Below are 13,051 nucleotides of genomic sequence, written 5' to 3'. Positions count from 1 at the left end.
GGCGAGACGGACCAGACGCGATGAGCATTGCCTACATTCTCGAACTCGGTGATGACGAGGTGGCCCTCAAGCACGCCGGCACCGGTGACCTCGTCGGCGCCGTCCCCCTCGATGCGCCCGACTTCGATACGGCGCTCGGCGCGCTGGCCGCCGAGGCGGAGCCCGGCGCGGCCGTCGAACTCTGGCTGCCCGAAAGCCAGGTTCTCTGCCTCGAGGTGCCGGCCTCCGGGCTTGACGAAGTGGTCGATCGCGGCCGGATCCGCAGCGCCCTCGACGGCCGGACCCCCTATTCCGTCGATGAACTCGACTGGGACTGGACCGAGAGGGACGGCAAGCTTCATGTCGCCGTCGTTGCACGTGAAACGCTGGCCGAGGCCGAGCGCTTCGCCACCACGCACGGGTTCGCGCCGAGCAGCGTCAGCGCAAGCGACGGCATGGCGGCCTATCCGGGCCGTCCGGTCTTCACCGGCACGGCGGCCGAGCAGAGCGCCTACGAGGCAAAGGCTGACGTTCCGCCCGTCATACTCGCCCCCACGCCTCCCACCGACGCCGGCGGGACCGCTGCCGATGCCGCGGCGGAGACCACCCCGACCGGTGAAATCGAGATCCCGGACGAGGAGACGCCGCTGGACACCCCCGCGCTGAACGATCCGGACCAACCCTCGGAGGGGATGGACGCGGCGCCTGCGGAGGACCCCGTCGCCCCGGCCGGCGCGATTGCGACCGATGGCCTGCCTGCGCCGGACAAGGCGGACGACGCGCCCGCCGAGGTCAGGCCGGACGAGCTGGTCCCCCCTGCGGACGCAGCGCCCTTCGAGGATGATCCGGCCGCCGGACCTGTAGATGACAGCACCGGCGCCGAAATCTCCGGCGATGCATCACCTGTCATGCCCGACGTGCCGGAGGAGCCGCGGGCCAGCGACGATCCCGCCGGGACCGCCGCGCCCGACCTGACCACAGGCGAAGAGACGCCCGACGTACCGGCGGAGTCGGACCCCGGCATCCCGCCGCGGCGCCTCAAGGACGACGTTCCCGTCCTGCCGTCCTTCGCCGCCATGCGCGCGCGCTCCGGGGAGCCGTCCGGCGGCGCGCCGAGCCTGACCCGCGCGAGCCAGGTCGCTCCGCCGAAGACGCCCGAGGGCGAGGACGGCGCACCGATCCTGAGCGCGCCGGGCGCCGAGCCGACGCCGCCGACGGTGCCCCGCCCTGAGATCCCCCCGCATCTGGCGAAGACGGACGAGCCGGCCGCGACGCCTCGAAAGGCTGGCGGTCTTAAGGGCCTCGCCGGGAGCGTTCTGAAGAAGACCGAACCGTCCCGCGCCGATCATCAGCGCACGGAGCCGCCCGCCATGGGCGCGCCCGAACCGCAGGCCGAAGCGCCGAAGCATCCGCTCTTCAGCGGCAGCGCGTCCGGCGCGTCCACCGGGGAGACGGCACCGCAGCGCCCCCTCTTCGGTGAGGATGGCCCGCCGCTTGGCCGCACGAAACGTGCCGGCGGCGACGCCGGGACGGGCGCCGCGCTTGCCGGAGCCGCAGGTGCGGCCGGTGCAGCAGGGGCCGCCGGCGTGGCCGGGGCGAAGGGCCCCGGCGGCAACGCCGCGCCCGAGACCGGGCCCACGGCACCGGGGGCGTCCCCCGTCGCCGCGCCCGGGTTCGCGCATGGCTTGACGGGCTTTGCCGAACCTGCGCCGCCGCCCCCAATGCCCCCCTCCTCCGCATCTGGGGCACCCGGCACGGAGGCCACACGCCCGGCGCCCGAGGCGCCGCGCCTGCGCCCGAAGGACGGCATGGTTCCGGCGCCGCGCGCGGTCTCTCCTGCCAGTGAAAGCAGCCTCTCCGAGGAGGATAGCCTCACCGTATTCGGCGCCCGCCGCGGTGCCGCTCCCGCGAATGCGCGCAGCGCGAAGGGACTCGGCTTGGCCGTTGCCGCCTGTCTCGTGGCGCTCGTGGCGCTGATCGGGATCTGGTCGCTGATCTTCAGTGGCGACGAAGATGTCGCCATGCCCGAGATCCGCGAGCCGTCCGAGCTCGAAACCGCGCGGGTCGGGAACATGGAAGAGCCGGACCCGGCGGCCGAGATATCCGCCGGGGGAGCCGCTCCCTCCGCGGAGGCGGACGCGCCGCCGCAGATGCAGGCCACGGAGGCGGACGCGGAGACCGCAGCAGGAACCGCCGAGACCACCGACGGAACGCCTGAACTGGACATAGCCGGGACGGGCGAGGAGGCTGCGCCCGATACGGATCTCGCCGTCCTCGCGCCCCGGGGCGATCTGCCTGCGCCAGTTGCTGCGGAGCCGCAGCAGGACGCCGCCTCCGAAGCGCCGCCCGCCGTCTCTGCCGCCGAGGCACGGGCCTTCTACGACGCCACCGGTATATGGCAGGCCGCGCCTGAGCGGGGCTACGAGCCGGCGGCGGATGCCGCCCGCGGCCTCGTCGTCGCCTCGGTCGATCCCGGCGTGCCTGCCGAAGAGCCCGGCACCCTGCCAGAGGCCGGCAATCCCGAAGCGGACCGTCCCGGCGGCTTGCCGGAGCCGAGATCCTATGGCGAGGAGCTTGGCGGCGACCTGGTGGGCACCGTGACGCCGACCGAAGAGGGCGCCCTCTCCGCTGTCGGCATTCCCATCGTCGCCGGCCCGCCGGACGTGATCCCGCCGTCGCGCCCGGACGATCTAGAGGAGACGGCGCGCGAAGCCGATCCGCTCTTCGGCTTCCGCCCGCAGCCGCGGCCGGACACGCTCGGCCCTGTCGATGAGGATGCGAGCGCCGGTCCCGGGCAGGACGAGACCGCGACCGCCTCCGACGATGGAGAAGACGTCGATGACGTCGCCCTCGACGTGGCCGATGATGTGGCCGGCGCGGATCCGGACGGCGCCGAACTCCAGGTGGCCGTTGCAAACGCGGAGACGACGGACGATGACGCCGCCGAGGACGCTCCGGAGATCGCGATCGGCACGCTGCGCCCCCGCGCCCGCCCCCTGGCCCTGATGCCGGAAACCGCCGCTGCGGCGGATTCGGAGGCGATCGACGAGGCGGTGAGCGCCGCGCTCGCAGCCCGGCTCTCGAACGCCACCGACCTCGCCGTGGCCGCCTCCGTCCAGCCCGCCGGGCGGCCCGAGGACATTTCCCGCATCGTCGCCAGTGTCCGCGCCTCGCAGTCGGCGGCAAGCCAGGCCGCGGCTGCATCGACCGCAGCCGTGCAGACCAGCGCCCCCGCCGCCGCTCCCGTGCCGCAGGCTCAGCCCCAGCGACAGCCGCAGCCGCAGGCACAGCCGAGCGCCGCTCCGGCCCGCGGGCCGGCCGTCGCGCGCAATCAGCGCGTGCAGCCCTCCGCCCCCTCGTCCAGCGCGGTCGCCGCCACCGCGACCACGAAGAACGCGCTCGACATGTCCGGCCTGGCTCTCATCGGCACCTACGGCTCCGCAAACCAGCGCCGCGCCCTCATCCGCCTCGGCTCGGGCCGCTACGTCAAGGTTCAGGTGGGCGACAAGGTCGATGGCGGGCAGGTCGCGCGGATCGACGACGGGCAGGTGTCCTACGTCAAGCGCGGCCGGCAGCACGTGTTGCAGATGCCCGAAAGCTGATCTCCGGGGCGGCAGGTTCCGAGGGCCGGGCCTTGTCCGTCCCGGCGGGGTGCCTCACTGTAGGCCCGAGCGCCCTCGACGATCCTCTGACGGACCTGCCATCCCATGGAATTCATACTTGCCCAGGCCACGCTGTATCTTGCAGCCGCGGTGGTCGCGGTGCCGATCTGCGCGCGACTGGGGCTCGGGTCCGTCCTTGGATACCTCCTCGCCGGCATCGCCATCCAGCCCTTCATCGGGATGCTCGGGACCGAAGCCGGTGAGCTGATGCATTTCGCCGAGTTCGGCGTTGTGCTGATGCTCTTCCTGATCGGCCTGGAGCTCGAGCCGCGGGCGCTCTGGGACATGCGGCACAAGCTGGTCGGTCTGGGGGGGATGCAGGTCCTTCTGACCACCTTCGTGATCGCCGGGGGCTGCCTGATCCTCGGCGTACCGGTCCCCACCGCCATCGCCATCGGCATGACGCTGGCGCTCTCCTCCACCGCCATCGTGCTTCAGACGCTGACGGAAAAGGGGCTGATGAAGACGCCGGGGGGCCATGCCTCCTTCTCCGTCCTGTTGACGCAGGACGTCGCCGTCATTCCGTTCCTCGCGATCCTGCCGCTTCTGACCATGCCCGGGATCTCCGCGCGAATCTCAGAGACCGGGACCATCGAGCGCGCGGGCGACGGGGACCACGAGGCCGCGCTCAGCCTCGTATCGGGGCTTCCGGGATGGCAGGTCACGCTCGTCACCCTCGGCGCCGTCGCCCTCGTCATCCTCGTCGGGATCTACGCCACACGACCGGTCTTCCGCTTCATCCACATGGCGAAGTTGCGGGAGATGTACACCGCGACGGCTCTGCTCATGGTCGTCGGCATCGCCGTGCTGATGAACGCCGTCGGTCTGTCCGCCGCGCTCGGAACGTTCCTGGCCGGTGTGGTCCTGGCGAATTCCGAGTTCCGGCACGAGCTCGAGGCGGATATCGAACCCTTCAAGGGCCTCCTCCTCGGCCTGTTCTTCATCGCGGTCGGGGCGGACATCAACTTCCAGTATCTCTGGCGCAACCTCGGGGACGTGATCGGGCTGACGCTCCTCGTGGTGCTGGCGAAGGGCGTGATCCTCCTCGGCCTTGCCACCGCGTTCCGTCTGAAGGGCGAGGACCGGCTCCTGTTCACCCTCGGCCTCGCGCAGGCCGGCGAGTTCGGCTTCGTCCTCGTGTCCTTCTCGCTGCAGCAGGGCGTGTTCGACCCGGCCCTCGGGCAGCTCCTCCTCCTCGTCGTTGCGCTGTCCATGCTCATGACGCCGCTGTTCTTCATCGCGCAGGACCAGATCGCGCGGCGTCTCTCGGGCGGCCGCAATTCGGCGCAGCACGACCATATCGACGAGCAGGGCGCGGTGATCATCGCCGGGATCGGACGCTTCGGGCAGGTGGTGAACCGCATGGTGCAGATGGCCGGACTGACGACGACGGTGATCGACAACGACCTGCCGACGATCCAGCTGATGCGGAAGTTCGGCTTCAAGGGATTCTTCGGCGATCCGACCCGCCCCGAGATCATCCATGCGGCGGGCCTGGCGAATGCGCGCATCCTCGTCGTGGCCCTCGACGACAAGGCCGCCGCCCTAAAACTGGTTCGCCACGCACGGGCGCACCGGCCCGACCTGCACATCGTCGCCCGCGCCCATGACCGGGTGCACGTCTACGAGCTCTATCGGGCCGGAGCGAACGACATCGTCCGGGAGATGTTCGACAGCTCCCTCCGGGCAGGGCGCTACGTGCTCGAGAACATGTCCTTCTCGGAGTTCGAGGCGCACGAGATCGAGCGCACCTTCTATACCCACGACCGCCGCACGATCCGCGAGCTTGCCGATGTCTGGCGGCCGGGCGTGCCGGTCGCGGAGAATGCCGAGTACATCGCCCGCGCGCGAGAGCTGAACAAGGATCTCGAAACCGCCCTCGTCACCGCGCTCGACGACAGCGAGGATGCGCGGGATGCCGCGCGGCGGGACCGGGATGCCGAAGCCGCCGCGGTCGCGAAATCCGAAACGCGGAAGATGGAGGGGCAGTAGGGGAGGCGCGCGCGTACGTGCATCCCCGGTCGCTACGATTCAACGGACCAGTGCGGCGTTACGCGGGACCGGCCCGCTCCCCTGCCGCCCCCTCAGAACGCCTCGGGGCGCGCTTCCCGGGCCATGTGATCGAGAACACCGTTGACGAAGGAAGGCTCGCGGCCTTCCGGAAAGAACGCCCGGGCGATATCGACGAATTCGTTGATCACTACCTTGGGCGGCGTGTCCGCGCGGACGAATTCGGCCCCGGCGGCGCGGAAAAGCGCGCGCAGCGTGGTGTCGATCCGGGCAATCGGCCATTTGGCAACGAGGGCCCGGTCCGTCATCTGGTCGATCCGGGCCTGTTCGTTCACCGCGTCATCGACGAGGGCGCGGAAGAGATCGACGTCTCCCTCGGCCATCTCCTCGCCTTCGTAGGCCGCGCCGAAGCGATGGTCCTCGAACTCCTTTTCCACCGCACGGGTGGTCTGTCCGGAGCTTTCCATCTGGAAGAGCGCCTGCACCGCATAAAGTCGCGCGGCGGACCGCATCTGGCGTTTGTTCGAGCTCATGCCGTCTTCGGGTCCTCGTCATCTGCCCCTGTCGCGAGGCGGTATTCGGCGCTGGCGGGCTTGAAGCCGATGCCCCGTTCGGGCCGGCTGAAGCGGCGCGTCAGCGCGATCAGGTGAAGGGCGGCCTCGGCCGCGCCGCCGCCCTTGTTCTGGCCGGCCGCCTCAGCGCGGGTCTCGGCCTGCTCCATGGTCTCCACCGTCAGGATGCCGTTGCCGATGCAGGCCCCTTCGAGCCCGAGGAGCGTCAGCGCACGGGAACTGTCGTTGCAGACCGTGTCGTAATGGGTGGTCTCGCCCCGGATCACGCAGCCGAGCGCGACGAAGCCGTCGAAGTTGGACTGGCGATGGGCGATGCGGATGGCGATGGGCACTTCGAGAGCGCCCGGCACCTCGGCGATCTCCCACGTGCCGCCGGCGGCCTCGATGGCGGCCTTGGCGCCGGCGACCAGTTCGCCTGCGATGCCGCTGTAATAGGGCGCGACGACGATCAGAAGCTTCGGCGCCCTCTCGAAGGTCGGGGCGGGCAGCGTGTGGTGGCTCTGGCCGGCCATCAGGAGCTCCTCGGAATGGGACGTGTGCCGGTGATCTCCAGACCGTAGGCCTCCAGCCCGACGACCTTTGGCGCGGGCGAGTTGGTCAGGAGTTCCATCTGGTGGATGCCGAGCGCGGCGAGGATCTGGGCGCCGACGCCGTATTGCCGGAGCGTCTGCGGCGAGGCTTCGGGGCCGGTGGCGATCTGCATCGACAGATCGCGCAGCAGGACGACGGCGCCGCGGCCCTCCTCCGCGATGGCGCGCATCGCATCGTAGAACTCGGTCGGGCTGCCGGTTTCGCCGATGCCGGCCACGTCCTGGAGCGGATCGAGCGCATGCATTCGCACAAGCACCGGGCCGCCTGTCTCGATGTCGCCCTTGGTCAGCGCGATGTGCTCGGCGCCCTGCGCCTCGTCGCGGAAGATGCGCATGCGCCAGTCGCCGCCGTGCATGCTCTCGACGTCGCGCTCCTGCACGAGGCGGACGAGATTGTCGTGGCGGCGACGGTACGAGATCAGATCGGAGATCGTTCCGACCTTGATGCCGTGCTTTTGGGCGAAGGCGATGAGCTCTGGCAGACGCGCCATGGTGCCATCGTCGTTCATCACCTCGCAGATGACGCCGGACGCATCGAGCCCGGCGAGACGGGAAATGTCCACCGCGGCCTCGGTATGCCCGGCGCGGACGAGCACGCCGCCCTCGCGGGCGCGGAGCGGAAAGACGTGGCCCGGCGTCGCGAGATCCGCGCCGGTCGCCTCGGGATCGATCGCGACCTCGACGCTGCGCGCCCGGTCGGCGGCGGAGATCCCGGTGGTCACGCCTTCGCGCGCCTCGATGGAGACGGTGAAGGCGGTTTCGTGACGGGAGGAGTTGCTGGCCGCCATCAGCGGAAGGCCGAGCGTGTCGATCCGCTCGCCGGTGAGCGCAAGGCAGATCAGCCCGCGCCCGTGGACGGCCATGAAGTTGATCGCCTCGGGCGTCGCCATCTGGGCCGGCACGATGAGATCGCCCTCGTTTTCCCGGTCCTCGTGATCGACGAGGATGAAGATGCGGCCGGCCCGCGCTTCTTCGATGATCTCCTCGACGGAGGAGAGCGCGCCGCTGAACTCCCCCTCGGGAGCCGCGCCGGGGCGGGGGTCGGCCCTCTTGGGGGTATCGGTCACGGTCATGTCCTCGGGCTCGTTCGGATCGGGCGGCAGATAGTACAGGCGCGGCCTTTTGGCCAGAGCGGCGCGGTGCCGCAAGCCGCGTCGGTCCGGGCCGTTCGGGCCCTCAGTCCGCCGGGCGGTGGCGGGAGAAATGGTCGATGATGTCCTCGAAGAAGGCGTCCCGGATCTCCGGACGCTCCATCATCAGCTCGTGCTCGCCGCCGGGCGCGACGTGAAGCCGCCCGCCGGGCCAGCGCGCCATGGTCTCGCGGATGGCGGCGGGATCGACGATGCGCTCGTTCGAGCCGACCCAGGTGAGGCACGGCAGGCGCGGCGGGGCGAGGCGGCGCAGCGCCCGCATTTCCCGCAACGCCTCGAGCAGCCATGTCAGGGACGGGCCGCCGAGGGACAGTTCGGGATGCGCGGTGAGATGGGATTGCAGCCAGGAGAGCTGCTCCCGGTCGCTCGTCAGCGTGTTGCCCTCGTAGGGGACGTTCGCGAGGAAACTTTCGGGCGACGTGCCCGGGGCATAGCGACCGCCGAAGCCGAGCGCGCCGCCGGCCCCCGAGATGAGCCAGGCAGCCGGTCGCAGATGCGGCGGCATCCCGATGCCCCACATCGGCGCGGAAAAGGCCGCGGCCGCGACAGGGAGCCCACGGTGCAGCGCGCGCAGGCCGATGCAGCCGCCCATGCTGTGACCGACGAGGTAGAACGGGCCGGGCAGTCCAAGGTCTGTGACCGCCGCCAGGACCGCGTCCACATCGTCCTGGTAGGTGGCGAATCGGTCGACATGGCCGGTCGCGGTATCGGGAAGGAAACGGTCCGCGAGACCCTGCCCCTGCCAGTCGACCGCGACCGAGCCGAAGCCGGCCTCTGCGAAGACCCGCGCCGCGGGCCCGTACTTCTCGGCGTATTCGGTGCGGCCGGGGAAGATGAGGACGGTCCCTGCCTCCCCCCGGCCGAGGTGAGCCATCCGGAGGCGCAGACCTCTCGGCGTGGTCAGCCAGAAGGCGCGGGCCTCCTCCGGAGCGTTGGCGATGTCGGCCAGGAACGGTGCGGGGGTCATCTCCCCCGCCCGCGGGCCGTCACGTCCGGGCCGGGTGGAGGCCGCGCTGCCGCTCACGACAGGATGCCTGCCAGCTTCATGGCAAGACCCATGTCCCCGTCCACGGCCAGCTTGCCGGACATGAAGGCAGCGGTGGGATCGGTGTCCCCGTCGAGGATGGACTGGAAGGTTTCGGCATCCGCCGTCATCGTCACGTCCGACGCGTCGTCGCCTTCGCGCACGCCCGCGTCGTCCATCATGATCGAGCCTTCGTCGCCGATCACGAACTTGGCGGTTCCGCCGAGGCCGCCCTCATATTTCTCGGACAGTTTGGCGACTGCCGTGTCGATTGTCTGGCTCATGTGGTCCTGGCTCCTTCGCTTCCGCCAAATGTGACCTCGCGGGGCATTTCATCGCGCCCGAAGTCTCTCTAGGATCGCCATCGAGATATGGAACGTTTGCGCCCTTCCCTCAACGTCGTCGCTGCGGCATTTCTATGCAGCATGGCGTTTTTCTCCGCGGCCCTCGCCCAGGGGACCGGCGCGGACGTGGAGGGTATGCTGGAGCGCCTCGCCGATCCGGAGACCCGCGGCTGGGAGCAGATCGAGGCCGACATCATGCGCGAGTGGTCGAAAAGCGGCTCTCCGGCGATGGACCTGCTCCTGCAGCGCGGCAACGAGGCGCTGGCCGAGAACGACACCGAGCTTGCCATCGACCACTTCACCGCCCTCGTCGACCATGCGCCCGATTTTTCGCAAGGTTGGAATGCCCGTGCGACCGCGTACTACCAGGCCGGTCTCTACGGGCCCGCAATGTCCGACATCGCCCGGGCGCTGGAGCTGAACCCGCGGCATTTCGGTGCGCTGGCCGGGCTTGCGATCATCCTCGACGAGCTGGACGAGAGGGAGCTGGCGCTGCAGGCCTATCGCCGGGTCGAGGAGGTCAACCCGCATCGCGAGGAACTGGGCCGCGCCATCGAACGGCTCGAACAGGAAACCGGCGGCCGGACCCTCTGATCCGCCAGCTTTCGCGGCCGTCCGCCCTTTCCCCCCGCTCAACCGCCGGATAGGCTCTCTTCCATGCACGATCGCCCCAGCGTGACGGCCGTCCTCGGCCCGACGAATACCGGCAAGACCCATTACGCGATCGAGCGGATGCTCGGCCATCGGACCGGGATCATCGGCCTTCCGCTGCGCCTTTTGGCGCGGGAAGTCTACGACCGGATCGTGGCCATCCGCGGCCCGCGCGTCGTCGCCCTCGTCACCGGGGAGGAGCGGATCGTTCCGCCCAAGGCGCAGTACTGGGTCTGCACCGTGGAGGCGATGCCGGAAGGCACCGGCTGCGACTTCCTCGCGATCGACGAGATCCAGCTCTGCGCCGATCCCGAGCGCGGCCACGTCTTCACCGACCGGCTTCTGCGTGCACGCGGCCTGCACGAGACGCTGCTTCTCGGCAGCGATTCGATGCGCAGCGTGATCGCCGCGCTGGTGCCGGGCGTGCAGTTCATGCGGCGGGAGCGGTTCTCCGAGCTGATCTATGCGGGGCCGAAGAAGATCTCCCGGATGCCGCCCCGCTCCGCCATCGTCGCCTTCTCCGCCGAGAGCGTCTACGCCATCGCGGAGCTGATCCGGCGACAGAAGGGCGGCTGCGCCGTGGTCATGGGCGCCCTGTCGCCGCGCACGCGGAATGCGCAGGTCGATCTCTACCAGAACGGGGACGTGGACTACCTCGTCGCCACGGACGCGATCGGGATGGGACTGAACCTCGACGTGCGGCATGTCGCCTTCGCGGGCCTGTCGAAGTTCGACGGGCGGCGGATGCGCCCCCTCGCCCCCAACGAACTCGCACAGATCGCCGGGCGCGCCGGACGCTACACGCAGGACGGCTCCTTCGGCACGACCGGGGAGGCGCCGCCGATCGACGACGAGGTCGCCTCCGCCATCATGGACCACCGCTTCTCGCCGGTGAAAAAGCTGCTGTGGCGCAATCACGATCTCGATTTCGGCTCGCCGCAGCGGCTGGAAGCCTCCCTCGAGCGCCCCGCTGAGGGCGATCTTCTCCAGAGAACCCGCGAATCGGACGACCTGGCGGCACTGCGCGCCCTGATGGGAATGCCCGAAGTGATCGACGCCGTCCGGGACGCCCGCGATGTGCGCCTGCTCTGGGATGTCTGCCGGGTTCCGGATTTCCGGGGCATCTCCGCAGCCGAGCACGCCTCCCTCCTGGGGCGCATATTCGGCTTCCTGCGCGAATGGGGCCGCGTACCGGACGACTGGCTTTCTCGGCAAGTTAAACGCATCGACCGAACCGACGGCGACATAGATGCGTTGGGAAAGCGTCTGGCTTACATCCGGACATGGACGTATGTGGCGCAGCGCAGCGGCTGGGTCGACGACGAAAGACGTTGGCGCGACGAGACGCGCGCTGTAGAAGACCGACTGTCCGATGCGCTCCACCAGGCGCTGACGCAGCGGTTCGTGGACCGGCGCACAAGCGTGCTTCTGCGCCGACTGAAGCAGAGGGAGGGCCTTGTGGCCGAAGTCAGCGAGACCGGTGAAGTCACCGTCGAGGGCGAACATGTGGGCCGGTTGGACGGCTTCCGGTTCAGCCAGGATAAGTCCGGCGATCCCGACGGGGCGAAAACGGTGCGGCAGGCAGCCCTTGCTGCCTTGAAGCCCGAATTCTCGCTGCGCGCGGATCGCCTCTACAACGCGCCCGATACCGAATTCGATTTCACCGAGCAGGGCGGCCTCATGTGGGGCTCCTCCGCCATCGGCAAGCTGGTGAAGGGGTCCGACGCCCTCAAGCCGCGGGTCGAGGTCTTCGTGGATGACGAAGCGGGCGAGGGGGTGGCCGAGAAGGTCGCGCGCCGGCTCGATCACTTCATCGGCCGCAAGATCGCCGCCCTCTTCGAGCCCCTCCTGGGTCTTTCGTCGGACGAGGCGCTGACGGGTCTCGCCCGCGGCTTCGCCTTCCGCATGGTCGAGGGCATGGGCCTTCTGGAGCGCGGCGCCGTCGCCGAGGAAGTCCGGTCGCTGGATCAGGAAGCGCGGGGAGCGCTGCGCAAGCATGGCCTGCGCTTCGGTCAGTTCACCATCTTCATGCCGCTCCTGCTCAAGCCGGCGCCGACGCGCTTGCGGCTCGTGCTGTGGTCGCTGTGGAACAATCTCCAGGAATTTCCCGAGAGCCCCCCTCCGGGCCTCGTGACGATCCCGACGCCGAAGGATGCGCCGGACGGCTACGCGCTGATGGCGGGCTACCGTGTAGCCGGCGAGCGCTCCATTCGCATCGACATGCTGGAACGCCTTGCCGATCAGCTCCGCCCGATGGACAGCCGCGGCGGCTTTGAGGCGACGGCGGACATGCTGTCGATCACCGGTCTCACGCTCGAACAGTTCGCCGCCCTGATGGACGGCCTCGGCTACCGGGCGGAAAAGGGCGAACGCGAGAAGATGCGCGCGCCCGCGGCTCCGGCGGCACCCGCGAAGGCGGACGAGGCACAGGCAGAGAGTGCATCCGACGCCGGGGCGTCCGAGGCGGAGGCCGTCCCCTCGGCCGAGACCGAGGCTCCCGCGCCCCTTCCGGGCGAGGCCGAACCGGTTTCCGAGGCCGAGACGCCGACACCCTCGGAGGCGCCCGCCCCTGAAGCACCGGTCGAGACGACCACCGAAGGTGCATCCGAGGTCGAGGCCGTTCCCTCCGCCGAGCCGGCTGCGCAAGAGCCGTCACCGGCTGAAGGGACGTCGGAGGCCGAAGCGCCCGCCCCCGAGACCGGCGCGGCGGAAACGGAGGCGGACACGGATGCGGCACCGGCAGACGCCGCACCGCAGCCCACCGGCGAGACCGAAACCTTCTACACCTTCACCTGGGCCGGACGGCGCGGCGGCCAGCAGAGCCGTCGTGGCGGTGGTCAGGCGCAGCGCAAGGGCGGCGGCAAGCCGCGCGCCGAGGCCGGCGGACGCGGCAAACCCGGAGGCAAGGTCCCGCGCGGGGGGAAGAAGGATGGCAAGTCCGGCAACGCGCCCCGGGCTTTCGAGGCGCGCCCGCCGAAGAAGGACAAGCCGATCGATCCCGACAACCCCTTCGCCGCACTCGCGGCCTTGAAGGACAAGCGCTGACGGCGGGGGCGGACACCCGCCTC

The 13,051-nt window shown here is 70.1% G+C and carries 9 protein-coding genes; 4 read left to right on the top strand and 5 right to left on the bottom strand.

What is annotated here, in order from left to right; translation table 11 throughout:
* Positions 1–20: 20 nt before the first annotated feature.
* Complete coding sequence (locus RM543_RS04425; RefSeq protein WP_311689673.1) at positions 21–3,581, top strand: hypothetical protein; 3,561 nt, start codon at positions 21–23, stop codon at positions 3,579–3,581.
* A gap of 105 nt (positions 3,582–3,686) precedes the next feature.
* Positions 3,687–5,633: a cation:proton antiporter domain-containing protein gene (locus RM543_RS04420; protein ID WP_311689672.1), complete on the top strand. Its 1,947-nt coding sequence runs from the start codon at positions 3,687–3,689 to the stop codon at positions 5,631–5,633.
* Positions 5,634–5,725: 92 nt separating this feature from the next.
* Here RM543_RS04420 and nusB read toward each other — a convergent pair whose 3' ends face one another.
* From nusB to RM543_RS04395, 5 genes are all read right to left on the bottom strand, one after another.
* Positions 5,726–6,184 carry a transcription antitermination factor NusB gene (gene nusB / locus RM543_RS04415; protein WP_311689671.1) on the bottom strand — a complete coding sequence of 153 codons (459 nt, stop codon included), beginning with the start codon at positions 6,182–6,184 and terminating at the stop codon, positions 5,726–5,728.
* Positions 6,181–6,735 carry a 6,7-dimethyl-8-ribityllumazine synthase gene (locus tag RM543_RS04410; RefSeq protein ID WP_311689670.1) on the bottom strand — a complete coding sequence of 185 codons (555 nt, stop codon included), beginning with the start codon at positions 6,733–6,735 and terminating at the stop codon, positions 6,181–6,183. The genes nusB and RM543_RS04410 overlap by 4 nt, the downstream gene beginning before the upstream one ends.
* Positions 6,735–7,886, bottom strand: a complete 1,152-nt coding sequence (gene ribB / locus RM543_RS04405; RefSeq protein ID WP_311689669.1) for a 3,4-dihydroxy-2-butanone-4-phosphate synthase — start codon at positions 7,884–7,886, stop codon at positions 6,735–6,737. Before ribB ends, RM543_RS04410 begins: the two co-directional genes overlap by 1 nt.
* A 103-nt stretch (positions 7,887–7,989) precedes the next feature.
* Positions 7,990–8,988, bottom strand: a complete 999-nt coding sequence (locus RM543_RS04400) for an alpha/beta fold hydrolase (protein WP_311689668.1) — start codon at positions 8,986–8,988, stop codon at positions 7,990–7,992.
* Positions 8,985–9,272, bottom strand: coding sequence for an SCP2 sterol-binding domain-containing protein (locus tag RM543_RS04395; RefSeq protein ID WP_311689667.1), 288 nt, complete (start codon positions 9,270–9,272; stop codon positions 8,985–8,987). The genes RM543_RS04400 and RM543_RS04395 overlap by 4 nt, the downstream gene beginning before the upstream one ends.
* Positions 9,273–9,413: 141 nt before the next feature.
* On the opposite strand from RM543_RS04395, the gene RM543_RS04390 reads away from it, so the two are divergent.
* Together RM543_RS04390 and RM543_RS04385 are read left to right on the top strand one after the other, a co-directional pair.
* On the top strand, positions 9,414–9,926 hold the full coding sequence (locus RM543_RS04390; protein ID WP_311689666.1) for a tetratricopeptide repeat protein: 513 nt from the start codon (positions 9,414–9,416) through the stop codon (positions 9,924–9,926).
* Between the two features lie 63 nt (positions 9,927–9,989).
* Complete coding sequence (locus RM543_RS04385) at positions 9,990–13,028, top strand: helicase-related protein (protein ID WP_311689665.1); 3,039 nt, start codon at positions 9,990–9,992, stop codon at positions 13,026–13,028.
* The last annotated feature ends 23 nt before the right edge of the window (positions 13,029–13,051 follow it).

Source organism: Tropicimonas omnivorans (assembly GCF_031846565.1).
Classification (GTDB): domain Bacteria; phylum Pseudomonadota; class Alphaproteobacteria; order Rhodobacterales; family Rhodobacteraceae; genus Tropicimonas_B; species Tropicimonas_B omnivorans.
The sequence above is the reverse complement of the archived record's forward strand: the minus strand, read 5'-3'. Positions and strand labels throughout refer to the sequence as shown.